This window comes from Stenotrophomonas sp. NPDC077421 (assembly GCF_049545505.1).
GTDB lineage: Bacteria > Pseudomonadota > Gammaproteobacteria > Xanthomonadales > Xanthomonadaceae > Stenotrophomonas > Stenotrophomonas nematodicola.
Genome location: NZ_JBMWDP010000038.1, coordinates 1 through 24,218, shown reverse-complemented (window position 1 = coordinate 24,218; position 24,218 = coordinate 1). Strand labels below are relative to the sequence as shown.

36 protein-coding genes and 1 pseudogene are annotated in these 24,218 nt (G+C 66.6%); 14 read left to right on the top strand and 23 right to left on the bottom strand.

Annotated elements, in window-relative coordinates:
* The first annotated feature begins 43 nt into the window (after positions 1–43).
* The 3 genes from ACPEH1_RS17050 to ACPEH1_RS17040 all read left to right on the top strand — a co-directional run bounded on the left by ACPEH1_RS17050 (position 44) and on the right by ACPEH1_RS17040 (position 2,381).
* Complete coding sequence (locus tag ACPEH1_RS17050; RefSeq protein WP_017355257.1) at positions 44–718, top strand: response regulator transcription factor; 675 nt, start codon at positions 44–46, stop codon at positions 716–718.
* Positions 715–2,061, top strand: a complete 1,347-nt coding sequence (locus tag ACPEH1_RS17045; RefSeq protein WP_017355256.1) for a sensor histidine kinase — start codon at positions 715–717, stop codon at positions 2,059–2,061. The genes ACPEH1_RS17050 and ACPEH1_RS17045 overlap by 4 nt, the downstream gene beginning before the upstream one ends.
* 71 nt (positions 2,062–2,132) lie before the next feature.
* Positions 2,133–2,381, top strand: coding sequence for a hypothetical protein (locus ACPEH1_RS17040; RefSeq protein ID WP_017355255.1), 249 nt, complete (start codon positions 2,133–2,135; stop codon positions 2,379–2,381).
* On the opposite strand, the gene ACPEH1_RS17035 is transcribed toward ACPEH1_RS17040, so the two are convergent.
* A complete protein-coding gene (locus tag ACPEH1_RS17035) occupies positions 2,356–2,667 on the bottom strand; it encodes a peptidase (protein WP_423716102.1) in 312 nt (103 codons plus the stop codon). The genes ACPEH1_RS17040 and ACPEH1_RS17035 overlap by 26 nt on opposite strands.
* A gap of 193 nt (positions 2,668–2,860) precedes the next feature.
* Here ACPEH1_RS17035 and ACPEH1_RS17030 point away from each other — a divergent pair, with 193 nt between their 5' ends.
* The 4 genes from ACPEH1_RS17030 (at position 2,861) to ACPEH1_RS17015 (ending at position 5,602) form a co-directional block, all read left to right on the top strand.
* Complete coding sequence (locus ACPEH1_RS17030) at positions 2,861–3,919, top strand: linear amide C-N hydrolase (RefSeq protein WP_153165233.1); 1,059 nt, start codon at positions 2,861–2,863, stop codon at positions 3,917–3,919.
* 192 nt (positions 3,920–4,111) lie between these two features.
* The gene (locus ACPEH1_RS17025; protein ID WP_017355252.1) at positions 4,112–4,315 is read left to right on the top strand and encodes a hypothetical protein; all 204 of its coding nucleotides are present in this window, start codon (positions 4,112–4,114) and stop codon (positions 4,313–4,315) included.
* Positions 4,316–4,684: 369 nt separating this feature from the next.
* Positions 4,685–5,224 (top strand): DUF3011 domain-containing protein, encoded by a 540-nt coding sequence (locus tag ACPEH1_RS17020; protein ID WP_229296531.1) that lies wholly within the window; start codon positions 4,685–4,687, stop codon positions 5,222–5,224.
* 174 nt (positions 5,225–5,398) lie between these two features.
* Positions 5,399–5,602 (top strand): hypothetical protein, encoded by a 204-nt coding sequence (locus tag ACPEH1_RS17015; RefSeq protein ID WP_017355250.1) that lies wholly within the window; start codon positions 5,399–5,401, stop codon positions 5,600–5,602.
* 40 nt (positions 5,603–5,642) lie between these two features.
* Here the strand turns inward: ACPEH1_RS17015 and dxs are convergent, their stop codons facing one another.
* From dxs to ACPEH1_RS16990, 5 genes are all read right to left on the bottom strand, one after another.
* Positions 5,643–7,553: a 1-deoxy-D-xylulose-5-phosphate synthase gene (gene dxs / locus ACPEH1_RS17010; RefSeq protein ID WP_136003232.1), complete on the bottom strand. Its 1,911-nt coding sequence runs from the start codon at positions 7,551–7,553 to the stop codon at positions 5,643–5,645.
* Between the two features lie 113 nt (positions 7,554–7,666).
* Positions 7,667–8,326, bottom strand: a complete 660-nt coding sequence (locus ACPEH1_RS17005; RefSeq protein WP_136003233.1) for an HNH endonuclease — start codon at positions 8,324–8,326, stop codon at positions 7,667–7,669.
* Between the two features lie 104 nt (positions 8,327–8,430).
* Positions 8,431–10,221, bottom strand: coding sequence for an acyl-CoA dehydrogenase C-terminal domain-containing protein (locus tag ACPEH1_RS17000; RefSeq protein WP_136003234.1), 1,791 nt, complete (start codon positions 10,219–10,221; stop codon positions 8,431–8,433).
* Between the two features lie 45 nt (positions 10,222–10,266).
* Entirely contained in the window at positions 10,267–10,755 is a 489-nt protein-coding gene (locus ACPEH1_RS16995; RefSeq protein WP_017355246.1) for an LEA type 2 family protein, read from the bottom strand.
* A 136-nt stretch (positions 10,756–10,891) separates the two neighbouring features.
* Positions 10,892–11,431 carry a lipocalin family protein gene (locus ACPEH1_RS16990; protein WP_423716101.1) on the bottom strand — a complete coding sequence of 180 codons (540 nt, stop codon included), beginning with the start codon at positions 11,429–11,431 and terminating at the stop codon, positions 10,892–10,894.
* 216 nt (positions 11,432–11,647) lie between these two features.
* On the opposite strand from ACPEH1_RS16990, the gene ACPEH1_RS16985 reads away from it, so the two are divergent.
* Positions 11,648–11,821, top strand: a complete 174-nt coding sequence (locus ACPEH1_RS16985; RefSeq protein WP_017355244.1) for a DUF1328 family protein — start codon at positions 11,648–11,650, stop codon at positions 11,819–11,821.
* A gap of 215 nt (positions 11,822–12,036) precedes the next feature.
* Here ACPEH1_RS16985 and ACPEH1_RS16980 read toward each other — a convergent pair whose 3' ends face one another.
* From ACPEH1_RS16980 to ACPEH1_RS16905, 16 genes and pseudogenes are all read right to left on the bottom strand, one after another.
* Positions 12,037–13,140: a tyrosine-type recombinase/integrase gene (locus ACPEH1_RS16980; protein WP_423716100.1), complete on the bottom strand. Its 1,104-nt coding sequence runs from the start codon at positions 13,138–13,140 to the stop codon at positions 12,037–12,039.
* Positions 13,141–13,166: 26 nt separating this feature from the next.
* Positions 13,167–13,301: pseudogene (locus ACPEH1_RS16975) on the bottom strand (helix-turn-helix domain-containing protein); the annotation flags it as partial.
* A gap of 19 nt (positions 13,302–13,320) precedes the next feature.
* Positions 13,321–13,644: a hypothetical protein gene (locus ACPEH1_RS16970; protein WP_423716099.1), complete on the bottom strand. Its 324-nt coding sequence runs from the start codon at positions 13,642–13,644 to the stop codon at positions 13,321–13,323.
* Positions 13,641–14,477 (bottom strand): hypothetical protein, encoded by an 837-nt coding sequence (locus tag ACPEH1_RS16965; protein WP_423716098.1) that lies wholly within the window; start codon positions 14,475–14,477, stop codon positions 13,641–13,643. The genes ACPEH1_RS16970 and ACPEH1_RS16965 overlap by 4 nt, the downstream gene beginning before the upstream one ends.
* Positions 14,474–15,094, bottom strand: coding sequence for a hypothetical protein (locus tag ACPEH1_RS16960; RefSeq protein WP_423716097.1), 621 nt, complete (start codon positions 15,092–15,094; stop codon positions 14,474–14,476). The genes ACPEH1_RS16965 and ACPEH1_RS16960 overlap by 4 nt, the downstream gene beginning before the upstream one ends.
* On the bottom strand, positions 15,094–15,393 hold the full coding sequence (locus ACPEH1_RS16955) for a hypothetical protein (RefSeq protein ID WP_423716096.1): 300 nt from the start codon (positions 15,391–15,393) through the stop codon (positions 15,094–15,096). The genes ACPEH1_RS16960 and ACPEH1_RS16955 overlap by 1 nt, the downstream gene beginning before the upstream one ends.
* On the bottom strand, positions 15,386–16,144 hold the full coding sequence (locus tag ACPEH1_RS16950) for a hypothetical protein (protein WP_423716095.1): 759 nt from the start codon (positions 16,142–16,144) through the stop codon (positions 15,386–15,388). The genes ACPEH1_RS16955 and ACPEH1_RS16950 overlap by 8 nt, the downstream gene beginning before the upstream one ends.
* Positions 16,137–16,436, bottom strand: coding sequence for a hypothetical protein (locus tag ACPEH1_RS16945; RefSeq protein WP_423716094.1), 300 nt, complete (start codon positions 16,434–16,436; stop codon positions 16,137–16,139). The genes ACPEH1_RS16950 and ACPEH1_RS16945 overlap by 8 nt, the downstream gene beginning before the upstream one ends.
* Positions 16,437–16,616: 180 nt before the next feature.
* Complete coding sequence (locus ACPEH1_RS16940; RefSeq protein WP_423716093.1) at positions 16,617–17,429, bottom strand: hypothetical protein; 813 nt, start codon at positions 17,427–17,429, stop codon at positions 16,617–16,619.
* Positions 17,426–17,971, bottom strand: coding sequence for a hypothetical protein (locus tag ACPEH1_RS16935; RefSeq protein WP_166472834.1), 546 nt, complete (start codon positions 17,969–17,971; stop codon positions 17,426–17,428). The genes ACPEH1_RS16940 and ACPEH1_RS16935 overlap by 4 nt, the downstream gene beginning before the upstream one ends.
* Positions 17,964–18,146 (bottom strand): hypothetical protein, encoded by a 183-nt coding sequence (locus ACPEH1_RS16930; RefSeq protein ID WP_017355882.1) that lies wholly within the window; start codon positions 18,144–18,146, stop codon positions 17,964–17,966. The genes ACPEH1_RS16935 and ACPEH1_RS16930 overlap by 8 nt, the downstream gene beginning before the upstream one ends.
* A complete protein-coding gene (locus ACPEH1_RS16925; RefSeq protein WP_423716092.1) occupies positions 18,134–18,268 on the bottom strand; it encodes a hypothetical protein in 135 nt (44 codons plus the stop codon). The genes ACPEH1_RS16930 and ACPEH1_RS16925 overlap by 13 nt, the downstream gene beginning before the upstream one ends.
* The gene (locus ACPEH1_RS16920) at positions 18,265–18,501 is read right to left on the bottom strand and encodes a hypothetical protein (RefSeq protein WP_166473262.1); all 237 of its coding nucleotides are present in this window, start codon (positions 18,499–18,501) and stop codon (positions 18,265–18,267) included. Before ACPEH1_RS16920 ends, ACPEH1_RS16925 begins: the two co-directional genes overlap by 4 nt.
* The gene (locus ACPEH1_RS16915) at positions 18,498–18,689 is read right to left on the bottom strand and encodes a hypothetical protein (RefSeq protein WP_312710189.1); all 192 of its coding nucleotides are present in this window, start codon (positions 18,687–18,689) and stop codon (positions 18,498–18,500) included. Before ACPEH1_RS16915 ends, ACPEH1_RS16920 begins: the two co-directional genes overlap by 4 nt.
* 626 nt (positions 18,690–19,315) lie before the next feature.
* Positions 19,316–19,882 (bottom strand): UDP-N-acetylglucosamine acyltransferase, encoded by a 567-nt coding sequence (locus ACPEH1_RS16910; protein WP_166472839.1) that lies wholly within the window; start codon positions 19,880–19,882, stop codon positions 19,316–19,318.
* A gap of 42 nt (positions 19,883–19,924) precedes the next feature.
* Entirely contained in the window at positions 19,925–20,605 is a 681-nt protein-coding gene (locus tag ACPEH1_RS16905) for an XRE family transcriptional regulator (RefSeq protein WP_166472840.1), read from the bottom strand.
* 73 nt (positions 20,606–20,678) lie between these two features.
* On the opposite strand from ACPEH1_RS16905, the gene ACPEH1_RS16900 reads away from it, so the two are divergent.
* Positions 20,679–21,134, top strand: coding sequence for a hypothetical protein (locus tag ACPEH1_RS16900; protein ID WP_166472384.1), 456 nt, complete (start codon positions 20,679–20,681; stop codon positions 21,132–21,134).
* A 191-nt stretch (positions 21,135–21,325) separates the two neighbouring features.
* On the opposite strand, the gene ACPEH1_RS16895 is transcribed toward ACPEH1_RS16900, so the two are convergent.
* Positions 21,326–21,526, bottom strand: a complete 201-nt coding sequence (locus ACPEH1_RS16895) for a hypothetical protein (protein WP_312710199.1) — start codon at positions 21,524–21,526, stop codon at positions 21,326–21,328.
* A 155-nt stretch (positions 21,527–21,681) separates the two neighbouring features.
* Here ACPEH1_RS16895 and ACPEH1_RS16890 point away from each other — a divergent pair, with 155 nt between their 5' ends.
* From ACPEH1_RS16890 to ACPEH1_RS16870, 5 genes are all read left to right on the top strand, one after another.
* Positions 21,682–22,224, top strand: a complete 543-nt coding sequence (locus tag ACPEH1_RS16890) for a phage regulatory CII family protein (RefSeq protein ID WP_312710201.1) — start codon at positions 21,682–21,684, stop codon at positions 22,222–22,224.
* Complete coding sequence (locus ACPEH1_RS16885; RefSeq protein ID WP_312710203.1) at positions 22,221–22,532, top strand: winged helix-turn-helix domain-containing protein; 312 nt, start codon at positions 22,221–22,223, stop codon at positions 22,530–22,532. The genes ACPEH1_RS16890 and ACPEH1_RS16885 overlap by 4 nt, the downstream gene beginning before the upstream one ends.
* Positions 22,533–22,545: 13 nt before the next feature.
* Positions 22,546–23,466, top strand: coding sequence for a helix-turn-helix domain-containing protein (locus ACPEH1_RS16880; protein WP_312710205.1), 921 nt, complete (start codon positions 22,546–22,548; stop codon positions 23,464–23,466).
* Positions 23,402–24,034, top strand: a complete 633-nt coding sequence (locus tag ACPEH1_RS16875) for a hypothetical protein (RefSeq protein WP_423716091.1) — start codon at positions 23,402–23,404, stop codon at positions 24,032–24,034. The genes ACPEH1_RS16880 and ACPEH1_RS16875 overlap by 65 nt, the downstream gene beginning before the upstream one ends.
* Positions 24,034–24,218 (top strand): hypothetical protein (locus ACPEH1_RS16870; protein ID WP_423716090.1); only part of this gene is annotated, 185 nt, incomplete at its 3' end. The genes ACPEH1_RS16875 and ACPEH1_RS16870, both read left to right, overlap by 1 nt.

Here is a 24,218-nt window from a genome sequence, read left to right as displayed (position 1 = left end):
CGCGCGGTACCATCGAGCCCCCCGCTCGCCCCCCGTATCCCGCATGCGCATCCTCCTGCTCGAAGACGACCCGGAAATGGCCGGCGCCATCCAGGTGAGCCTGGGCCGGCACGGCATGGTCGTGGACGTGGTGGGCAGCATGGCCCAGGCCGCCGAAGCGCTGCGCGCCGGCGTGCACCAGATCCTGCTGCTGGACCGGCAACTGCCCGATGGCGACGGTGCCGGCTTCGTGCAGGTGGCGCGCGGACTGATCGCCAACCTGCCGGTGATCATGCTGACCGCGCGCGGATCGGTCGCCGACCGGGTGACCGGGCTGGACGTCGGTGCGGACGATTACCTGACCAAGCCGTTCGCGGTCGAGGAGCTGCTGGCGCGCATCCGTGCGATCTCGCGGCGGCCCTCGCAGATCGCATTGCCTGAACTGGCGCTGGGGCGGCTGCAGTTTGATTTCGTGGCGCGCCAGGCCAGCGTGGACGGTGTACTGCTCGCGCTGCCGCGACGGCAGTTGCTGGTGCTTGAAGCGCTGGCGCTGCGCCAGGGACGCACGGTGGCGCGCGCGGCGCTGCTCGAAGCGGTGTACGGCTTCGACGATGCGATCCAGTCCAACGCGCTGGACGCGCACGTGTCCAAGCTGCGCAAGGCACTGGCCGAAGCCGATGCGCGCGTGGAGGTGCACGTGATGCGCGGCATCGGCTATCTGTTGAAGGAGGCGTCATGAAGTTCCTCAAGCCCGGCTCGCTGTCCTTCAGCCTGGCCTGGAAGATCTGCCTGATCCAGATCACGATGGTGGTCATCGCACTGGGCGCGCTGGTGCTGGCGTACGGCGACCGCAGCGCGGCCTACATCGACTGGAACCTGAGCCAGACCCTGGCCGATGCGATCCAGGTCCACGACGACGCGCTGCGCGTGGACTGGGTGGCGGTGAATGCGGTGAGCCGTGATCGCCCGGCGGGCTTCTGGTTCGTGGCCGCCGATGAGCAGGGACGGCGCTTGACCCACGGCACCGTGCCGCCGGTCTACCGGTCGCTGGTGCAGCAGCTTCAGCACATAGAACCCACCGACGTCCGCACCCGCACCCGTGGCGATGAACTCGCCGTGCGGGTGATGGTGGGCGAACATGGCGACGACCGCGTGCACGTGATGATGGGCGGCATGCCGCAGCACGGATTGTGGCGGCAGATGCTGGTGGTGATGCGCTATCTCGGGGGCTGGATCGCCGGCCCGCTGATCGTGATCACGCTGGTGGCCGCGCCCTGGGTGATCCATCGTTCGCTGCGCGGGGTGAACCGCGTGGCCGCGCAGGCCGCCGCGATCCAGGTCACCGAGCGCGGCACCGGGCTGGACACGCGTGCGGTGCCGGCCGAGATCTACCCGCTGGTGGACGCCTTCAACGCAGCCGTGCGGCGGATCGGCGAAAGCTACGACGCGCAGGACCGTTTCCTGGCCGGCGCCGCGCACGAACTGCGCATGCCGATTGCGATTCTGGCCACGCGCATCGCCAACCTGCCCGCAGGTGCCGAGCGCGCACGCCTGCAGCTGGACCTGAGCCGGCTGGGCAACATCACCGAACAGCTGTTGGACCTGCAGCGCCTGGACCACCATGCCAGCCAGTCGCAGCGGGTGGACCTGGCCGCACTGACCGGCGACGTGGCCGGCGACGTGGCGCCGCTGGTGGTCGACGCCGGCTATGCGTTCTCGGTGGACGCGCCGTCGCAGCCGGTGTGGGTCCGTGGCGACCCGCATGCGCTGCACCGCGTGGTGGCCAGCCTGGTGCAGAACGCCATCGCGCATGGCGGCGGCCGCGGCACCATCGAGATCGCGCTGGACCCCGCCGCCGAGCTGTGTGTCAGCGATGACGGCCCCGGGGTGCCGCTGGCCGAGCGTGAATCGATCTTCGAACCGTTCCACCGGCTGCGTCCCAGCGGCAGCGGCAGCGGTCTGGGCCTGCACCTGGCACGCGAGATCGTGCATCGCCACGGCGGCACCATCGCCGTGGTGGAGGCGGCCACCGGCGGCGCGCGGTTCCGCATGCGGCTGCCGCTGGACAGCGCGCTGCCATGACCTATGGCAGGCGAAGCGCCCGGCGTGGGGGCGAAGAATCGGTCGGGTTCCCCCTTTCCTGGCGAGGCTGCATGAATCTGTCCCTGTGTGTACGTACTGCGGCCGTTGCCGCCGTGCTGTCGCTGTCGCTGTCAGCCTGTGCGACCACCGATGACGTTGCCGGCCCGCCGCAGTGCGAGGACTCGCCGCTGGTCAAGGAACTGCCCGACCAGGTGGCCCGGCGCGAAAGCCGGTGCCGCGACAGCATCCAGGTGTGGTCCAGCGAGAAGCGCGGCAGTGACCAGCCGCTGGACTTCAGCGGCAAGAACAAGGGCGATTGAGCCGTAGGCCGTGACCGCTAAGCGGTTGCGGCGTTTTCGCTGCCGGGCTGGCGCAGTAGGCGTCGATCGCCGCAGGCGTGTTGTCCAGGCCTTGTGCCTTGGCCAGCTCCCACGGCCGCTCGCACTGGCCGCTGCGCGCGCACCAGCGATAGCCGGCCGAGCCGATGCAGCCGTGGCTGTCGCGGTCGCCGCCGACAACAGGGGGCGAGGGCGGCGCTGACGGCACCGCGGGCGAGCAGGCGGCCAGCAGGCCGCAGGACAACAGAAGCGACAGGGCAGTCCTCATCGGGGCGGTGTCCGGGGGGCGATGGCCGCAGGGTAACGCCCTGCGGGCCCGCGATCCTGACGGCGTCCTCACCTGGCGCCGATGCGCCTGGGGTTCACCTGTCCATCACCACCGCTTGGGTGTGATGGCCCGGGCACGGCAGGGAGGCTGGCATCCGCACAGCCCCGCGCGTTGCCCCGGGAGAATCCGCATGATGCCTGTTTCCGCCGTGCGTTGGGCCCTGATTGCGCTTGCCGCCGCGTGCGTGCCGCCACCGGCGCAGGCCTGCACCCGCCTGGTGTATCTGGGCGACAACCAGGACGTGATCACCGCCCGCTCGATGGACTGGAAGACCGACGTCGCCACCAACCTGTGGGTGTTTCCGCAGGGTATCGCACGCGAGGGACAGGCCGGGCGCAATTCGATCCGCTGGACCTCGCGCTACGGCAGCGTGATTGCCAGCGGCTATGACATCTCCACCACCGACGGCCTCAACGAGGCCGGCCTGTCGGCGAACCTGCTGTGGCTGGTCGAATCGGAGTATCCGCAGCAGCGCAGCGGCAAGCCGGGCCTGGCGATCTCGCTGTGGGCGCAGTATGTACTCGACAATTTCGCTACCGTGGCCGAGGCGGTCGCCGCGCTGGAGCGCGAGCCGTTCTCGATCGTCACCGATGCGGTGCCCGGCGAAGCACGCCTGGCCACGCTGCACCTGTCCATGTCCGATGCCACCGGCGACAGTGCCATCGTCGAGTACATCGGCGGCCGCCAGGTCATCCACCATGACCGGGCCTACCAGGTGATGACCAACTCGCCGGTGTTCGAACAGCAGCTGGCGCTCAACAGCTACTGGCAGCAGATCGGCGGCACGGTGATGCTGCCGGGAACGAACCGATCGGCCGACCGGTTCGCGCGCGCGTCGTTCTACGTCAACGCCATTCCCAAAAGCGAGGACCCGGTGGTCGCGCTGGCCAGCGTGTTCAGCGTGATCCGCAACGTCTCGGTGCCCTACGGCATCGCCACGCCGGGCGAACCGAACATTTCATCCACGCGCTGGCGTACCGTGGCCGACCACAAGCGCCGGCTGTACTTCTTCGAATCCGCGCTGACGCCGAACACCTTCTGGGTGGACCTCAACAGGATCGACTTCTCGCGGGCGACCGGCAGGGTTCTCACGCTGGACCTTGGACCGGACCAGCGCAATGTGTTCGCCGGCGACGCGCTGCCGCAGTTCCGGCCGTCGGCACCGTTCGCGTTCCTGGGCACGCCGGACTGAGCGGCTGGCCGGATCACGCCGGCCGGTCGGAGTCGAAAATTCAGACTATTCCGATGTTCCAAACGGAAGGGGCGATCTATCGTGGTTCCCGAGAGCTGGACGCTCTCCCGATGCCCCCGCGTGTGCCACCGGTTCCAGGGAACTGGAGGGTCGCCGCGTGCCCCCGCCACGGAAACGATAGGAATGCCCATCATGTTGATCACCGTGCAATGCCAGGAGCGCCAATGGCGCGTTGTTCATCCGTCGCGCCCGGACGCCATCGATTTCCCGAATGGTGCAGTGGCGTTTGATTTCGCCGATGCGATGGCGCGCGAGCATCACGCCAGTACCGGCGGCGCCAGCGCCGTGCGCGTGGAAGTGCAGGACGCGGCAGTGGAAGCGGTGCGTTACGGGTAACCGCGCCCGCGGGCGGAGGGTTCCCCGTGCCAGCGCCAGCCGCCGCAGTGCCCGCGGCGTCCGCTGGATACGCTGGGGACGTGGCCGATGCGGGTCCGGGAAGCGTCGGATCCGCTGATCGCGCTCCAGCCGCGCCGGGTCTGCGCCATCGACGGCTGTTCCACACGCCGCCGCCGCAGCGCATGCTGGAGGTGATGGTCTGCAGTGGCAGACGTGACAGCACCTCACGTGCGTCAGTCAGGCAGGCGTCGGTTACCTAAATAGGGCATGAAATCGACGACTTCCGGCCTATGTCGCCTACGGCCGCTTTGCCACATCCTGTTCGCCACCACCACACACGGTTTCGAGGCAGGCATGAGGAGCAATGGGATGAGGCAGGGAAAGCAGCGATGGCTGTGGGCGTTGCTGCCCTCGATGCTGGTGCTGGGCGCCACCGCGCACGCGCAGCAGTACGAGCGCTATGACGACGGCTACAACAGTGGCCCGGTGCGCTGCGAGTCGAACAAGAACCGCACCCAGCAGTGTCCGCTGGACGGCCGCGCGCGGCTGGTGCGGCAGATTTCCGGCTCGCCGTGCATCGAAGGCGAGACCTGGGGCCAGGCACGCAATGGCGTGTGGGTGACCCGGGGCTGCCGTGCGGAGTTCATCGCCGAGCGTGGGCGTCCCTCGCATGGCGGTGGCCACTGGAATGGCGGCGGCGGCTGGAACAACGGCGGCGGCCGTGGCGAGATCATCAGCTGCGACTCCAAGGACCGTCGCGATCGCCGCTGCAACGTCACTATCCGCCGCGATGTGCGGCTGGTACGCCAGACCTCGGGCACGGCGTGCATCGAGGGGCAGACGTGGGGTTGGGACCGCAATGGCGTGTGGGTGACCGGCGGTTGCCGCGGCCAGTTCCTGGTCAACTGATTCCACCCGGGCCCCGTGCCTCGGGCGTCAGAAAAATCTGATACAGATCACAGTTTCGATGGATTACTGTGCGCGTCGTGGGCCGAATGCGGCCCCGACGCGCCAGAGTGACCGCGCCACGCTGGCCGCGGTCACGCTCTGGCCCGATATGCCGCCTCAAGGAGAGAGCAACGCATGTTGATCCGCCTGCAACTGGACGAGCGCCTGTGGCGCGTGGTCCACCCGGACAAGCCCGACGGGCTGCGTTTCCGCAACAGTGCCATCGCCTTTGATTTCGCCGACGCGTTGGCGCGCCTCCACCACGCCGATACCGGCCAGCGCAGCGCGGTGCGTGTGGAAGCCAGCGGTGCCTGCGTGGAAGCTGTGAGCTACGGCTGAGCGCGCGGTACCGGGCAACGCCCGGCACGCGCGGCGGGACTCAGCCTGCCGCGCTGAGCGGCTGGCCGAGGGTGGCCAGGGTCGGCCAGCGCTTGAGCACGGCGGCACGGATGCCGGCGGCATCGATACCGGCTTCGGCCAGCAGATCCTCGCGGCTGGCGTGGTGCTGGAAGCTGTCGGGCAGGCCCAGGTGCAGGAACGGCCGCAGCACGTCCTCGGCATTGAGCAGTTCGGCCACGCCGGAGCCGGCGCCGCCGGCCACGACGTTGTCCTCGAGGGTCACAAAGCCGTCATGGCGCTGCGCCAGCTCCAGCAGCAGGTCGCGGTCGAGCGGCTTGATGAAGCGCATGTTGACGACCGTCAGGCCGAGTTCGCGGCCCACTTCCTCGGCCGCCGGCAGGGTGCTGCCGAATGCGAGCAGGGCAACACGACTGCCGGGCACGCGTACCTCGGCCTTGCCGATCTCCAGTGTGGACAGGTCGGTCCCGGCCGCCACGCCGGTGCCGCTGCCGCGCGGGTAGCGCACAGCGGCCGGGCCGGGGTAGCGCAGGCCGGTGGTCAGCATCTGGCGGCATTCGGCTTCGTCCGACGGCGCCATCACCACCATGTGGGGCACGCAGCGCAGGAAGCTCAGGTCCAGGTTGCCGGCGTGCGTGGCGCCATCCGGGCCGACCACGCCGGCGCGGTCGATCGCGAACAGCACGTCCAGCTGCTGGACGGCCACGTCATGGACCAGCTGGTCGTACGCGCGCTGCAGGAACGTGGAGTAGATCGCCACGACGGGTTTGGCGCCCTGGGTGGCCATGCCGGCGGCGAGGGTGACGGCATGCTGCTCGGCGATGGCCACGTCGAAGTAGCGCTCCGGGTACTCCTTGCTGAAACGCACCAGGCCGGACCCTTCGCGCATCGCCGGGGTGATGCCGAGCAGGCGCGGTTCGGCGGCGGCGGCATCGCACAGCCAGTCGCTGAAGACGTCGGTATAGGTCGGCTTCTTGGCGCCGCCCTTGGCGATCAGGCCCTTGTCCGGATCGAACGGACCCACGGCGTGGTAGCCGATCTGGTCGCCTTCGGCGCGTTCGTAGCCCTTGCCCTTGGTGGTCATCACGTGCAGCAGCTTCAGACCCTTGAGGCTCCGGAGCGTCTTCAGCGTGGCCACCAGCGCCGGAATGTCGTGGCCGTCGATCGGCCCGGTGTAGTGGAAGCCCATTTCCTCGAAGAACGTGGACGGCACGAACATGCCTTTCCAGTGCTCTTCCCAGCGCTTGACGAAGCGCGCGGTGGGGTTGTTCTTCTTGTCGCCGAGAATCTTCTTGCCACCCTCGCGCAGCGCATTGAGCGTGCGGCTGCCGGTGGCGCGGCCGAGCATCTTGGTCAGTCCGCCGACGGCCTCGGAGATCGACATGTTGTTGTCGTTGAGGATCACCAGCAGGTTCGGCTCGGTCTCCATGCCGCCGGCGTGGTTCAGCGCCTCATAGGCCATGCCGGCGGTCATCGCGCCGTCGCCGATCACCGCCACTACCTTGCGGTCGTCGCCTTCGCGCTGGCGGGCGATGGCCATGCCGAGCGCGGCCGAGATCGAGGTCGAGGAATGACCGACGCCGAAGGTGTCGAATTCGCTTTCTTCGCGCTTGGGGAACGGCGCCACGCCGTCCTTCTGCTTGACGGTGTGGATCTGGTCGCGGCGGCCGGTCAGGATCTTGTGCGGGTAGGTCTGGTGCCCCACGTCCCACACCAGCTGGTCGACCGGCGTCTGGTACAGATAGTGAAGCGCGACAGTCAGTTCGATCACGCCCAGGCCTGCGCCGAAGTGGCCGCCGCTCTTGCCGACCGATTCGATCAGGTACGCGCGCAACTCGTCGGCAATGGCGGGCAGTTCGGATTCTTCGAACCTGCGCAGATCATCCGGTGACTGGATGCGCGCGAGGCGGGGATAGCGTGCGGAATCGATCATTTTTATCGCGCTTCTTCTCAAGCGCCTATTTTCGCCCCCAAACCGGGGTGGGGCAAGCAAACCGCCACGTCGGTGACCAAATGGTGAGGGTGCCTGCGTCAGTCTGCCGCGGTTCAGGCCGCCAGTTTGGAGCGCTTGGGCAGCTGTGCGCGCAGGAAGGCCATCTGGTCGGCCAGAATATTGCGGTTGGAGAGGATCATGTGCTCGATCCAGCTCGGCCGGTACGGCACCGCCAGCAGGGGCATGCCGGCCTGCTGCGGGGTCCGGTTGCTCTTGCGCGAATTGCAGTGGAAGCAGGCGCTGACCACGTTCTCCCAGACGTCCAGGCCGCCCTTGGAAATCGGCATGACGTGGTCGCGGGTCAATTGCGGGCGATTGAACTGCTGCCCGCAGTACAGGCACAGGTGCGAATCGCGCGCGAACAGCGCCGGGTTGGACAGGTTCGGGGTGGGGTCCAGCGCGCGCGAGCGCGCATGGCCGCGCGCGGCGATGATCGGGTGCAGGTCCATGCCGCTGCGCAGGCCGGTATCGCGGCTGATGCCACCGTGGATGTGCACGCAGGGGTCGCCGAGGGTCCAGGCGACGGCATCACGGGCGTAAAGGCAGGCCGCATCCTGCCAGGTGATCCAGTCCAGCACCCGCCCGTGGGCATCCAGCGACAACAGGCGGACCGAGCCGGGCCGGTGCAGCGTGGCGATGGGCGATGCTTCGGCGACCGGGGCGGACGAGGCTCCGGTATCGATCAGACCCAAGCGTGTAGTGTCTGTCTCCATCGGGAAAACAGCTTATACCCGAATCATTACGAATTGTGTATAGGCGCGCAACGGAGGTGCGCGCCGGGCCGGGCCGACGGTCGGTCGGCACCGGCCCTGCACAGTCAGGCCCCGAACCGCGCGTCGTCCATCGCCATCAGCGATTCCGCCCCGGCCTGGATGGCCGCCGCGTGGCTGAGCGTGCGCGGCAGCACACGGGCGAAGTAGAAACGCGCGGTCTCGCGCTTGGCCTGCTTGAACGCCTCGCTCTGGGCGGAGGCGTCGGCGGCGGCGACGCTGCGCGCCCACCAGTAGGCCAGCACCACGTAGCCCGAGTAGAACAGGTAGTCGAAGCTGGCCGCGCCCAGCTCGTCGGGGTTGCCGGCCGCGCGCTGCAGGGTGGCCAGGGTCAGCGAGCCCCACTCGTCGGCCTTGGCGCGGAGCGGGGTGATGAACTCGGCCAGCGCCGCGTCGCCCTCATTGGCCTTGGCGAACGCCTCGATCTCGGCCAGCATCAGCTTCAGGCCCGCGCCCTGGCTGGACGCGGTCTTGCGCCCGATCAGGTCCAGCGCCTGGATGCCGGTGGTGCCTTCGTACAGGGTGGTGATGCGCGCATCGCGGGCAAGCTGCTCCATGCCGTGCTCGCGGATGTAGCCGTGGCCGCCGAAGCACTGCAGGGCGTTGTAGGTGTTCTCGATCCCCCATTCGGTCTGGCAGGCCTTGGAGATCGGGGTCAGGAAGCTCACCAGCGTATCGGCGCGTTCCCGCTCGGCGGCATCGTCGGCGTGGTGGGCAACATCGACCAGCGTGGCCGCGTGCAGCGCGAGCAGGCGGCTGCCCTCGACCAGGGACTTGACCGTCAGCAGCATGCGTCGGACGTCCGGATGTACCAGGATCGGATCGGCCGGCTTGTCGGGGAACTTGGCACCGCTCAGTGCGCGCGACTGCAGACGGTCACGCGCGTACGCCAGGGCGTTCTGGTAGGCGCGCTCGGACAGGCCGATGCCCTGCAGGCCGACACCGAGGCGCGCGGTGTTCATCATGGTGAACATCGCCTGCAGGCCCTTGTGCGGCTGGCCGACCAGGTAGCCCTGGGCGCCATCGAAGTTCATGACGCAGGTGACCGAGCCCTTGATGCCCATCTTGTGTTCGATCGAGCCGCAGCGCAGCGCATTGCGTTCGCCCACGTTGCCGTCGCGGTCGACCTTGAACTTGGGGGTGACGAACAGCGAGATGCCCTTGGCGCCGGCCGGGGCGTCGGGGAGCTTGGCCAGCACCAGGTGCACGATGTTGTCGGTGAGGTCGTGCTCACCGGCGGTGATGAAGATCTTGGTGCCGGTGATCGCGTAGCTGCCATCGGCGTTCGGCTCGGCCTTGGTCTTGAGCAGGCCCAGATCGGTGCCGCAGTGCGGTTCGGTCAGGCACATGGTGCCCGTCCAGCGGCCTTCGATCAGCGGCTTCAGGAAGGCCTCCTGCTGCCAGGCTTCACCGTGCTGCTTGAGCGCTTCGATGGCGCCATGCGAGAGCAGCGGGAAGTTGCCCCACGCCAGGTTGGCGGCGTTGATCATTTCGTTGAGCGGCACGCCCAGCGTGTGCGGCAGGCCCTGGCCGCCCAGCTCGGGCGCGGCGGTAAGGCCGGTCCAGCCGCCCTCCACGAACTGCGCATAGGCCTGCTTGAAGCCGGGCGGGGTGGTGACCTCGCCGGTGGCCTGGTCGAGCACGCAGCCGATTTCATCGCCCACGCTGTTCAACGGTGCCAGCACGGTGGTGCTGAAACGGCCGGCTTCTTCCAACACGGCATCGACCACGTCGGTGGTGGCATCGGCAAAGCCCAGGCGGGCAAACAGCGATTCCACCTTGAGGACGTCGTGCAGGGCGAAACGGATATCGGAAAGCGGGGCGGTGTAGCTGCTCATCGGTAGGTCTCGATCAGGTGCAAGGGAAGGCGGACACGCCGCCGGTCAGCGCAGCACGCCGGGCAGGCCGGGGGCCTGGTTGAGCGTGCTGCGTTGGTCGATCTCGAAACTGCGCTGCTTCTTTTCCTGCGGCGTGGCACTGACGGTGCCCGTGAGCCTGTAAGCCAGGGTGCGGTTGCCCGCCAGGGCGTCGGCCACTACCAGGCGGGCGCCGGAGGAAGGTTGCAGGCGCAGGGTGACGACGTCGGCGGACTCGCCGCCGATCGACAGTGCAGGCGTGGTCTGCAGGGTGCCCGCGTCTTCGTCGTCCACCTTCAGGGACAGCGCGACGGCATCGAAGGTCATGGGCATCGAGCTGAAATTCTGCAGCCGCAGGGCGACATCCCAGCCCCCGTCGGCGCGCACGGTCAACTGCTGCAGGCTCGCTGCCGGCGGCGAGACGCGTTTGACCACGCCGGTGTTGCAGGCGGCCAGGGCCAGGGTGGTGCCGGCCACCAGGGCGATCATCGCGGCGGTACGGAAGCGGTGGAACATGGGCGCAATCCTCGTGCAGGGCGCTGCGTGGGTGAAAGCATACTACGGCGTATGGTGGTTGTGCGGCCGCGCGGCGGCCTCCCCGCAAGGGTAGGCGGAGACGGTGTCGTTCAGGTAGGGGGACGCGTCGCGCCGCTCAGTCCAGCGGCGCCATGACCCGCAATGGGCCCAGGTCGTAACCCATCGCCTCGGCCCGGGCCTTGAGGTCGGCGAACTGCGCCTTGTCCATGCTCGGCGAGCGCGACAGGATCCACAGGTACTTCCGGTCCGGATCGCCCACGATCGCCCACTGGTAGTCCGGGTCCAGCGCGATCACCCAGTAGTCGGCCCACACCAGCGGCACCCAGGCCAGCCAGTCCGGTACGAAGCGCACCTGCAGCTGGCCAGGCTCATCCGGCACCGGACGCGCCACGCCCTCGGCCGCGATATGTCCGCCGTCCCCGGTGCGGCACGCGTTGTGCACGCTGATGCGACCGTCTGCGCGCAGCGCATAGGTGGCGGTGATGTCGCCCACGCACTTCTTCTGGAACGACACCGGCAGATGGGCGATCTCGTGCCACTGGCCGGCATAGCGTCCCATGTCCAGGGCAGGGACCGAACGCACCGGCGCGGCGGCGCTGGCGACGGTGGCCGACAGAAGCATGCCGAGGGCAAGCAGGGCAGGACGCAGACGCATGGGAGGACTCCTCGGTGGACGCTCGAGCTTAGGAGGCGGCGGCCGCGCCGGTGTAAAAGTTTCGTCATCGCGGTGTGGCGTGCCGGGGCATCGGCGACAGGCGGACGCACGGAAGGCGCCGTGTTTTCACGCATGCGCTGCGATGTGTTCACGACGACGGGACGGCGCGATGACTAGCTTGAATGCTCCAACGGTATCCCGACAGGGGAAAACAGCATGATCAAGTGGGCCATCATTTTTCTGGTCATCGGCCTCATCGCCGGTGCCCTCGGTTTCGCCGGCATCGGCGGGGCAGCCATCGGCATCGCCAAGTTCCTGTTCTGGGCCGGCATCATCATCGCCGTCGTGCTGTTCCTGCTCGGCATGACTGTTGCCAAGAAGGTGAGTTAGCGCCCGCCAGCGGATGCCGCGAACGGCATGAGGCAAAAAAAAAGACCTGCATTTCTGCAGGTCTTTTCAAATAGTGGTGGCCGAGGACGGAATCGAACCGCCGACACGGGGATTTTCAATCCCATGCACCACTAGAAAAACTCTTTTATATCAAACACTTTAGTGGTGCTACTAACAACGGGCTGTAGCGCTAAGTGCTTGATCGATAGCTCCACCTATGCCGACCGTCCGTGCAACTTCCGTGCAACTTTCTCGATGCGCTCTGCGTCGCCGGCGAGGTGCTCGGGCGACAGGTGAGCGTACCGGAGTACGGACTGGTAGGACCGCCACCCGCCCAGCTCCATAAGGCTCCGCAGGCTGGTGCCTGCCATCACATGCCAGCTGGCCCAAGTGTGGCGCAGGTCGTGCCAGGTCAGCGGGTCAATCCTCGCCCGCCGTTGCGCGGCGTACCAGCCGGTGTTGCTTGCCCGAACGTACGGCTCGCTGTCCTTCTCAGATCCACTCGGGAACACCCACAGGTTCCCCGCCACCCTCTTCGCGCGCTGCTCCGTCAGGATGTCCATCGCGTTTCTGTTGAGCGGTGCGCCTATGGCCTTCTTCCCCTTGGCCTGTCTCCCCTTGATCCAAGCCACCCGCCGCTCCATGTCCACCTGCTCCCATCGCAGGCGCAGCACGTTCTGCTCGCGCCAGCCGGTGGCCAGAGCAAACAGGAAGGGCGGTCGCAGGTGGTCCGCCAGCTCGTCGTGCAGCCGCACCGCCTCGTTCTGAGTCAGCCACCGGTAGTCTTCAGCGCCGTCGGTCTCCTTGATGCGGATGGTGGGCACAGAATCCGACCAGCCGCGGCGTTGCGCGTCGCGCAGAATGGAGCGGATCAGCGCCATCATCTTGTCCACCGTGGACTGGGAAGTCAGTTCGTCGGTGAACGTGCTCCCGTCCTTCCGTCGCCGTTTGTTCTTCGGTTCTGCCTTCCGCTGGCTGGAGACGAGCGCCAGTACATCGGCGTTGATCTCGTCCAGGTGAAGATGACCCAGGTAGGGGGACAACCACTTCAGGTTGTGCTGATCCTTTTTGATGCTTCGTTTGGTCCTATGGTCTTCGAACCAGGCCACGACCGCCTCGGTCCAGAGGCGGCGGGGTTTCTCGCCAAGACGCGCTACGCGGTACTGCTCCGCGTGGATTTTCGAGGCCCACTCGGTAGCGAGGTCACGGTCGACAGTCCCAGAGCTTCTAAATACTTCGCGTCCGTTGGGCGCGGTGAAGCGGATCCAGAGGATGCCTTTTTTGCCGCGCGGTTCAAGTCGGTAGGGATGGCGGGCCATTCGGGTTGCTTCGTTTCCGTGAGATATGCGTCGAGTGCGGCGCGGAGGAAGCGCCAGTTTCCGCCGACCTTGCGGCCGGGCGGGCCTTTACGCTTGCGCATCCAGTTGCGCAGGGTGACGGGGTGGTACTGCAAGTAGGCGGCGGCCGTTTCCAGGTCCATCACGTCCGGCCATAGGCTTTCAGCCGCTCCCACGAGTCACCCCCTTGGCCGGACAGGCGGTCCGCGCGGGTGCGAAGCGCATTGGCAGCTGCAGCACGTTGTCCGCTGCCGGCGCATCGATCGCGGGCAGGACTCTGCGCGTGACACGGGCAGGTCGATTGATGCGCCGCCATTCGGCCAGGGCGGCGCCCGGCTCCGCGTGCTTGCTTGTCGCGCGGCACCGGCACTCGATCAGGTGCCCGCCGCCGGCGGCGAGGCCGCGCAGGTCGTGGATGTGGCGCGCGCTGTGACCGGCGGCGCAGGCCGGGAGCCCCTCGGGGTGGCTGATGTGTCGCTGGGTCATGCGAACAGCTCCGGTTGGATGGGGAGCGCCGGCGGCGCTGGCGGGGTAGACCTGGCCGCCCGGCGGCGCGCGGCCTGGGCGGTGTTGAAGAAGCACCAGAACCCGTAACCGTCTCCGATGCGGCGCACGCGCGCCTCGTTGATGAGGACGCGCGCTGTGTACTTGGCTTGGTCGCGCTTGGACTGGTGGTCGCGCATCGAGATTTCCTTGCTCTGGCATGCCGTGTGAGAATGCTCGCCAATCCACATGGAGGTGATTCGATGATTGCCGCCGAACTGATGGTTCCCTGCCTTAGCAGTGCCGCCAATTGCCGATTGGATTGGGTTGCTGTTGCTGCTGTTGGTGCATGGGCCGCAGCAATCGCGACGTTTTTCGCTGTGCTCCTGCCTTTCTTGGCAGGACGATGGAAGGCGCGTATGCAAGTCGAAGCCCAAATCAGTGACTTTGTTCCGGAGCTCCTGAGGATTCGCGCCACAATTGACCGTAGTCGCGCTGCTATCGAAGAGCACCTGGGCAGCAACTACACCCCGCCGTTCGAGGACTTTCAGATAGCTGTGGTTGTTCCGGGCATGGAGATGACGCGGAAAGGGGAAGCTCTGGTTAGATCGCTCCGTGTTCTTCAAATTGAGCTTTCGAAGTGGAACGAGATTGCTCGACATGCGAATAACCACGGTGCCGTCAACACCATGCAAGCGGACCAAGCACGGAATCGCCTCTTGCAAGGCCTGAAACGTCTCGATGACGCCGCTAGAAAGTTGGGTCGCCAAATCGGTGCATCCTATCCGCACTTGAGGGCCAGCGACCTTGAGTAAATGGGCATTGTCGTAGCTCATATTTGGATCTTTTTGAACTCGAGGACCCACACCCACGGGTTGCAGTCCCAGTCCCCGCCGGTGCTGGTCCAGAGGTCGCGGAACTGGATGCGCAGGTCATCGGCGGCATCGGCCACCTTGAACCTGGTAGTGATGCCTTCCGCGAGGCAGTCCTGCACGCTGATCGCCTGGAGCCGCTCTACGCGGACGGCGGTGATCTCCAGCACTAGGCGGCACATGGAGCGCGGCATGTGGATGGATGGGCGCAGCCTCAATTCGTCAGGTTCGACTTCGATGCAGTCGTCAGGGACCGGGGCCAAGCCATAATTAAGAATGGCTCGGCCCTCGTCCGACTCGGCGTACACCGGCCCGATGTAGCCGTGGTCTTCCACGTTGACGGTGGTCTCCCGCAACCACAGGCGGTCGCCGGGCTGGCCGAAGGGGCAGTGCGCAGCGAGGCTGTGTCCGGGCACAGCCGGCACGCGGCACACACCGCTGCCCCAGCCCGCACCGAACACTTCCCAGAACGGCCCGTTGCGCCGCGGCTGCACCTTCATCGCGCGCCGGGCTTGGGTCTTCTGGCCGGCCAGGATGGCGCGCACCATGTCGCCGTTGAACAGGATGGGACGCTCGCGCATCAGCGGGGCTCCTTGGGCAGCAGGGTGGGGCCACGGCGCAGCGGGTTCACTGCGGCCTGGGTGGCGGTGGTGTGGCCGGGGCAACCGCCGCCGGCATAGTCGAAGCCGGCGCAGGGCGCGCCCAACGGAAGCACCGAGCGGCCTGCGGCCAGGTGATCCAGCAGCGCATCCTTGGCTTCGTCGGCAGTGAGCCAGCGGCCAGTCGCGGTGTTCTGGAAGAGGCTGCCCAGCTCGCGCTTGCTGAAATCGCGGATGGCGCCGCGCACGCTGAGGTGCACGTGGAAGGTCGTTTCAGCCATTGATCGGTTCCTCGCAAAAGATGCCGCAGTCAAATTTCATGGATTTCAGCGAGCCGCCCTTGTCGCTGGTCTTCAGCTCATCGAGGAAGATCCGTTCGCCCTTGACCTTCACCAGCCGGACACCGATGCGCCGGGATTGCTCGGCACGCTGCGCGAACACGCTTGGGTCGTGCTTTCTGACGTGATTCCAGTAGGTCGGGGATTGCGATTTCACCCACCCGATGCAGTTGGCGTTCGGGTAGCCGCGCAGATAGATGGCTGGCAGGGCGATGCCGTCGGCCATCAACCTGGCCGCGCAGTCGGGCTTGGTCAGGCCGGCGTCGATCAGCACCGGCAGCACGTTCTCGCGCTCGGTCTGCACGAACCGGTCATGGCGCCGCTGCTCCTCTACGGTGAATCCCAGCACGTGGAAGTCAGGCTTGTGCAGCAGCTCCCACGCCTGCCGCGCCCGCTTCTTCAGCGCCCGGGTGCAGGGCGCGCCCGCGACGCCCACCATGTAGCGCTCCTTCTCCCAGACATCGACGCAGTCGCAGGTGGGCCACTTCGGGTTGATGGCCTGCTCGACTTCGACGCCCAGCCAGGCCGCGACGTCGCGCGCGAAGCGCAGGTTGTCGGGGTCTTCATTGGCGATCGGGTTGTTAACTACTCGGATGTCGTGGGTGGCGCTGTAACGCTCGATGGTGAGCTTTGCTGCGACCGCGCTGGCAGCGCCGCAGGAGAACCACACCGCGATCATGGGGCGGTCAGCCACGGGCCACCCCCGGCGCTGCATCGCTCACCGTCCAATTTCCAGTGTCCCCGTCGTAGCTGAACTGATCGGGCCATCCAGTGCCGTACCACTCGACCGTGAGGTCGTGGTGCAGGTACGACGTGGTGTCCTGATCCACTATCCAGAATGCCCACCCATCGTCGCCGTCCTCGCACATGCCGTAGGTCGGGTAGCCAGGGGCGTGCTTGTCGAGCCATGCCTCGATTGTCTTGCGGGCTTGGGCCTCAGTCGGTCGCTTAGCCATTGCCCACCCCCGGCGCTGCATCTTGGTCATGCCGCCATTCCAGTACGCCGCCATACAGCAATTTCAGGTTTCTCGCATCGCCGTGGCTGACGTAGCGGGAGCGCTCCCCATCCGGGTACAGCACCCTCCAATCACCGGGTTGGATCAGGCCGCCAGTGCCTGGCTGGGTTACGGCCGACCAGCGGCGGCGAATGGACTTCAACAGGCGATTCACGACCCCACCCCCGGCGCCGCATCGCGCTGGTCGTCGATTGCAGCGTCCAGCTCTTCGCCAGCCAGGCGAAGGAACGATCCGTCCTCGTCGTCGTGGACGGAGGGGTCGTAGTGATCGCGCAGCCAGCGGTAGCGGGCGGCGTCCTGTTGCTGCCCCAGGTCGATGCCCTGCGCGGGCGGGGCGGCGTACAGCAGGCTTCCACGTTTGAGGCCGTGGCGCTCCACTATCGGCGCAATCGGACCCGACCCCGCCCACAGCAGGGTGAAGTCAGACCCGACCACGGCCACCGGCTCCTGCGCCCCCGGCTGGCGGGCGGCGAGGGCGGCCAACTCCGGCCGCAGCGCCATCGGCCGCACGAACCACGCGTAGGGACCGTCTTCGGTGTCGCCCTTCCATGCCAGGCGCCACTCACCTTCGGGCGCTTTCGGGTTCCAGGCGCGCATTTCCTGCCAGTACAGCTCATCGCCGTCGTCCAGAGCCTCGGAGGTGAACTCGCCGGCGACAATCTGGAAGTCAAACCCCTGGGCATGGACCAACTTGTCGAGCGCATCCTCTCGCTGGTCAGGCCAGAGAGGGATATCCGGATGGCTGAGGTCGCCATACTCCGAAGGCGCCGGCATGCGGGCCGGAAGGTACAGACCGCGCCACGGGTCCGCAGGGTCCGCAGCTTGCGCCGGCAGCAGTGGGATGGTGTAGCAGCTGGGGCCATGCTCTTCGATGGTGGCTTTCTCGCGCGCTGTGATGGCGCGGTCGCCGCCGTCCCACCACATGGGTGCAGTTGCCGGGCTGTGGTATTTGTCAGTCGTCATGGCTGGCTTCCCTTCGCGTGGTCTTTGATGCGATCGATGAGGTAGGTGGTTTCGGTGCGCCACTTGGCGCGGTCCAGCGTGTTCATGTGCTTCGTGAGGTACTGGAGCTTTTCCAGCGGCTCGATCAGCCACGTCAGGGAGAAGGGCGTGTCCGAGCGGTGGTCGCGGATCGGTGGGACCGGTCTGCAGTCCGGCCCCGCGATCCATTCGGTCTCGCCGCACTCCAGGCATTCGCCCTGGCCGTTGCTACCGGGCGGCCATCGGTGGTCCTTGTGCTTGCCGGCGGGCGGGTGCAGATAGAGCGCGCGAAGTTCCAGCTTCCGGCGCCGGTAATGCGCTACGTCTCCCATCTCGGCCGGTTGCCACGGCTCTGTGCTGTATCGCGGCCTGCACTCGTATCGAACCGGGCTCTGCGTGCCGTACAGCTGGGTCAAGAGCGTCTGCGCCCAGACCTGCACCGCTGCGGCCGGCACCGGCTCGCCTGCGGCGCCGGCGCGGCGCATGTCGCGCACAGTCGAGGCCACGGTCGGCGCCTCAGCCATCGCGACCGCGCCTCCACGCGTCGGGCACCTGGCTGGCGCAGAGCAGGGCGCCCATGAGCATGTAGACGCCGGTGTCGTTGATGCCTGCCCAGTGCATGGCGCCGGCGACGGCCGCGAGTAGGGCGCAGAGCAGCACCAGGACAGCGGCGCGCCAGTGGCGGATCAGTGCGCGCATCGGATCTGCTCCATGAGGCGTGCGAACTGCTCTTCCTGGCGGCGCAGCGCCCAGTGGAGGCTGGCCCACGCGCCGGTGGCGAAACCCAGCACCAGACCGAAGGAGAAGTCGATGGCGTTCATGCGGCGTCGCCTCCGTTGCCGCGCGCTGCGCGGGCGAGGGTACGGGTCATGTCGGACGCCGCGCGGCCTGCGCTCTTGCGGCCGTCCAGCACCTCGCGGCGCGCCAGCGCGGCGGCGCGGGCGATGTGATGCGCGGCGTAGCCCATGCGCTTGGCGGCGATGGCCACTGCCAGGCCGGCGCCGTTGGCGCGCGCTGCGTTGTCGACGGGGAACTGCAGGACGACGGCGCTCATGCTGCGGCCTGCTGGGTGCTGCGCAGGTCTGCGGCGGCGCTCAGGAGCTGCGCGGCGGCGTCTTCGGCTTCGGTGGCGGAGAGGTAGACGCGGCCAGCGTCGCCGACGTACATGGCGACCTTGCCGGTTACGGGTTGGGCTTGGACCTGGACGGGGCCGGAAGAAGTGCTGAGGGCCAGGGTGGCCATGCTGATCTCCGTGCCCCGGCCCGGATGGGCTGTTACTGGGGCGACGAAGTAAAGTTACAGAATCCTGTAGTGACCTGTCAACAGGATTCTGTAATTCTTTTCGGGCTGCTGGCCGGGCCTGACGGGGCTGTCATGAAAAAGCCCCGCGATGCGGGGCTGTTCTTACGGTGTAGGTGGGTGCCTGGGGTCGGCGATCACTCTGGACGGTGACCCGTAAAGCACAAGCACCCTTGATCCGGTCGCGTACGTCGGGTCTGGGCCTTGAACAACTGTCATCAGGTTGCCGTTCTCTGTCTGCACCACGTACTCAAGTCCGCGAGTGGCGGAAACGCTGCGCTCGGTGGCAGCGCCTGCAATGGCGCCGACCACGATTCCACCAATCGCACCAACTGCATTTGCCCTGTCGCTCCCGCCTATCGTTGAGCCAGCGACGCCGCCGGCGGCAGCGCCGGCAGCGGCTCCGCCGCCTTGGCTACCGTCAATGGACACGGATCTCACGCTGATCACTGTTCCGGCAACAGTCCGATTCACCTGCCCAACGGAGCCAATCGAGTAGCTGTCAGTTCTGACATTTGGTGCGCATGCGGACAGCGCTGCGGCACCAAAGAGCGCAAGGCAGGCGCGCTTCACTCGCTCACCTGGGAGCTAGGGAACATCGGCTTGCTCGCGTCCACAGTCTCCAGCGCCTGAAGGAACTGCGAGATGTTGTTTTGCGCCGAGCGGCTGAGCGATTCACGCGCCCTGACGACACCTACAAAGGCGTAGTCGAAGGGGACGGTTCCCTCAGCGCTGACGTCCTGCGTATAGACGATGCTTCCATTGGCGCGATCGATGAGCTCGTATCGTGCGATCGTCTTCGTCGTCATGGATGCACCAAATCCAGGGATATCAATCGCAAGGATCTTGACCGAGAGGCTGAACTTTCTGGGTGCATCGTCTCGGAAGATTGCCATCTTATTGAGGGCTTCAGTCAGAGCTGTCTGCCACATTTGTGGGACTTCGTGCTGCGCCTGGGCAGGGATTCTGCCCTTGGCCTCATCCGGTCGAGCAAGCGTGACCGTCAGGGATCTGAGCTCTCCTTCGATCTTCTTGGTGCTGACGCCGACGCTGGGAACTGAGAAGTTCAACGGCGGGTTTGTGGAGCAGCCGGCCACCGACATCGCGATGGCGGCTGCGAGGAATAGCTTCTTCATCCTTGGTTCCCCTGGGTGTAGACAAAGCGCCTGTCGGCGCCATCAATTAAATCGATCGATCCTGTTGCGCAGGTAGACCTTTCCGCCGATCAGCGTTCCTTTGGGCATGGGAAACGCGGGATACAGGGCAGCATTCGCACTCACCACGTAGATCGCGTCGCCACGATCCTGCAGTCCCTTGATTTGCTGGCCATTGCCCGTGTTGAGCAGATAGATGCCGTCACCGTCAAAGGACTCCACTCCCGTATCCACCATCAGAGACTCGCCTGGGTTGATGACAGGGATCATGGAATCGCCGCGGCCGGTGACCAGCACAAGGCGGCCTGGTGGCGGCACGAATCCAACCACGGAACGGATGTAGGTGGGGGCAAAATCCATGCCTCGGACAATGTCCGGGAAGTCCTCATTGATGCGTCCATCCCCCATGTCTGCGTCTCCATCCAGTTGTTGGACGCGAACATAGTCGGGGCTGGTCTCAATCGCTAAGACGGCTGAGACCGGGGCCTCTCCCCGCGCCGTCTTCGGACCTTTGCCGGTTTCCAGCCAGCGCTGGGAGACGCCCAGCGCGTCGGCGATGACTCGCAGCTTCGTGGTGGTCTGCATACCCCCGCGTTCCAGCTCGGACAGCGTGCTGTAGCCGATACCGGTCTTTGAGGCCAGCTCGCGCCGCTCAATGCCTTGTGATTCGCGCTCACGACGAACGCGGGTGCCGATGGTTTCCATCGGGAAATGGTCACAGAACTCTGTAACAGAATGCTGTTGACTAGACCTACAGGATTCTGTAGCTTTCCTATACATGGACTGGAAATCTCAAATTCAAGGTTTGATCGGTGCCGGCGCAACCGTTGATTCGATTGCGGCCGGGATGGGTGTTACGCCCAATGCAGTCCGCGAAATCATCGCTGGGCGTACTAAGGCGCCGAGAGCCGACGCAGCGTTCCGGCTAGCCCGGATGGTCGATGCCGAGCCGCTGGTGGCTATCGCGAGCCCGCGCGCTGTGATCGGACCGTTGGTCGACAGCCGGATGAGCAAACGCGCGCTGCGGGCCAAGTTCGGTTTCAAGACCGATGCGCACCTGGCGAAGGTGCTTCAGCTCCCGGTGGAGCAGGTCGAGGCCTGGCCGGAAGAGCAGGGCGTTCCGGCCCTCCCGCAGGTGATGAAGCTGCTCGGTGTCCAGGCCGAACAACCGGCGGCCGAGGCCGCCCAAAACGATCCCGACGCCGAGCGCGTCATCCAAGTGCAGGTGGCCTGACATGCGCGCGCTGTCCGACAAATGGAACCCTCGCCTTTGGCTGAGGGAGTGGTTGAACCGTCCATCGCTGGCCGAGCTGGAAGAGCGCAGGGCCGGGGAAGCGGCCGCTGCGCAGATGTTCTGCGCGCTGGCGCTAGATACCGACGCACGCGTGTGCGGCGTCGGTGCAGAGATCGTGGATCGTCGCGCTCCTATCGGCGCGTCAAGCGCTCGATCGACAGCTTCACCTTCGCCTTTTCTTCCGGCGAAAGAGGGAGCCCATCCAGAGCCATTCGAGCAGTCAGGTTCTGCTGGAACTTCGGATCGTCTCTGAGGGTATCCGCAATTGCAGCCACCACCAGCTGCAGCGCCGTGAACTGGGATTCCCGGTCGGTTTTGACTACTTCCTCCATGTCGCGCTCCTTGTGGGCTGTGTTGTTCGCACATCCAGCGTACCGCAAGGAGGGCGACGCCCTCGCTCCCTGAGTTGATTTCGTCCATAGCGCAGATGGTGCGCGACCTGGGCCCGGCCCGAAACCTTGAAATACCCGTCTTCCCAAGGTGACCCATGACCTGCCGTACTTCCTCCATTAACTGGCTCGACTGCCTCTACAACGCCGTGCGCAAGACGCCGGGCGGTGTCGCCGAGGCCGCCAAGTGGCTGACCGATCGCCGCGGCAAGTCCATGCACCCCGAGACGCTGCGCGCGAAGCTCAACGGCACGGAGGGCGAGTCGGTGACCATCGAGATTGCTGAGCTGCTGACTGAGTGGATGCAGCAGAAGGTCGGCGGCAGCGAGTACGCCCTTGAATGGATGCAGGCGTTGGCCGGGCAGTTCGGCATGGCCGTGGACGCAGTGCCGCCGCCGCCCGAGGGCGGTTGGTCGGACGAGATCGGGGCCATCCAGACGAAGCTGCTGGAGATCACCTCGCGGGTTGGCCGTTTGTCCGGCACCGCGCTGGACGCGATTTCCGACCGCTGCATCGACAGCGATGAGGCAGAGCTGATGGTCAGCGAGGTACGCGCGCTGCGCACGATGGCGCATCGCCTGGAGCGCAATGTGGCGCGTGCTGCGCGGAAGGGGACGGGGAAGGGGAGGGCACGCCGATGAACCATCCGGCACGCGCTACCGATGTTGGCACCCGCCACGAGGCTGCCCACCACCTCATCGTCAGCGGCCAGCAGGCCATCCAGCAGGACCGCGCCGCGAAGGCGGTGCAGCAGCACCCTGGCCTGACCAGCATGGAGCTGGCGCGGGCGACAGGTCACGACCGCTACATGCTGGCCCGCAGGTTGCCTGAGCTGCTGGAGGGTGGGCGCGCGTGGCGCGGTCCGAAGAAGCCGTGCGAGGTCAGTGGCCGCAGCGCCTGCACCTGGTGGCCTGTAGCCCCGGGCGAGAACTTGGCGCTGGTGATCTGACATGGCAGCAAGAATGACCGGCATGGTGTTCGACAGGTATCCGGCGGGCGGCGGCGAGATGCTGCTGGCGTTGGCTCTGGCTGACCACGCCCATGACGACGGCACCCACATTTTCCCGTCGATCGCCAGCCTGGCGGTGAAGTCGCGGCAGTCCGAGCGCTCCGTGCAGTACCAGCTCCGCAAGATGGAACAGAGCGGCTGGCTGGAGCTGGTCAACGCCGGCGGCGGCCGCATGTCCGGCTACAAGTCCGGCGGGCGCCCGCGCGAGTATCGGATCAGCCCGCGTTGGATCAAGGGTGAAGAGCTCTCTGCACCGAACGACGGGGACGAAACCGGCTCAGATTCGAAGGGTGCAAATTCTGCACCCTTCCAAAAGGGTGCAAACGGGAGCCGTAAAGGGTGCAAAACGGCGCAGAAAAGGGTGCAACCCAGCGTCGGAAAGGGTGCAGCAGCTGTTGCACCCGAACCAAAAGCAACCAACAGCAATCAACAGCAACCCACACACAACGGCGGCGTGAGCGAGCCGAGCTGCGATTCGCTGACCGCTGTCGAGATCGATCTGGCGCTGGCCGGATTCGGCGACTTGCCGGTAGGTCTCGACCGAGAGGTGCTGGCCCGGTTCGCTCGGCATCGCGGTGCCTGCCGCCGCCCGCTGTCGATCCAAGGTTGGTTCCAAGTCCGCAACACGCTGGTCGGTCTGGCCGGTGCGGGCCACGACATCAACGAATCCCTGAGGCAGACGATGGCCGCCGGCCTGGCACTGCCCGTCATCCCCATCGTCAACTCTGCCAACGGAGCGACCCATGCGTCCCCTCACCACGGTTCTGCCGATCACGTCACCCAGCTCCGCGAGCAGTACGAGCGAGAGCATGGCGGTGGTGGCCACCTTGGCAGCGCAGGAATCTTCGACGCTGAATTCTCCGTCGTCGGCTGACGCGGACGCGCGCGCTATGGGAGCCCTGTGGACGCTGTGGGAGCGGATGGCGGCAATGTTCCCGGGCAAGTGGGCCAGGGCGAACGGCGCGGCGCCGGTGGCGCAGACCGGCGCGCTGACGACGGCCGGCGAGGTGTGGCTGCAGAGCATCACGGGCCTCAGCCCCAAGAAGTTGGCGGCCGGGTTGGCGGCCTGCATGCGCGACGCCCTGGACTGGCCGCCGAACCCGCCGCGCTTCCGCGCGATGTGCTTCGACGTGCCCACCTTGGCGAAGGTGCAGCAAGAGATCCGGCCGGGCCGCGCGCAGTCAGGCTTCGCCGTGCTGGTTCGCTCGCTGCTGGACCTGCACGTCTATGCCAGCGCAGAGGACGGATACCAGCAGGCGCGGATGCTGCAGGACGCCTACGAGCGCGCAGTGCGGCACGTCGTGGAGGGCGGGCCGGTGCCGGAGGCCGCCCTGGCGCTGCCCCCTGTGCAGCCCGGCGTGGTCGGGGTGCGCGATCGCTCGGCCGCGGCGAAGGCGATGGCGCGCGCTGCGGCTGAGCTGGGGTTCGGGAGCGCTGCTTGATGCGCTCGGACAACAACCAGCTGGACATCTTCGAACACGATCCGCGTCTGCAGGCGCCACGGTTGGCGAAGGCATACCGCGCGTCCGCCGATGAGGCGCTGAAGCAGTTCCAGTTCAGCGCAGCAGTTCGGCAGGAGCGACACGACTACTACCTGGCCGAGGCGCAACGCATCGAGGCCGAGAT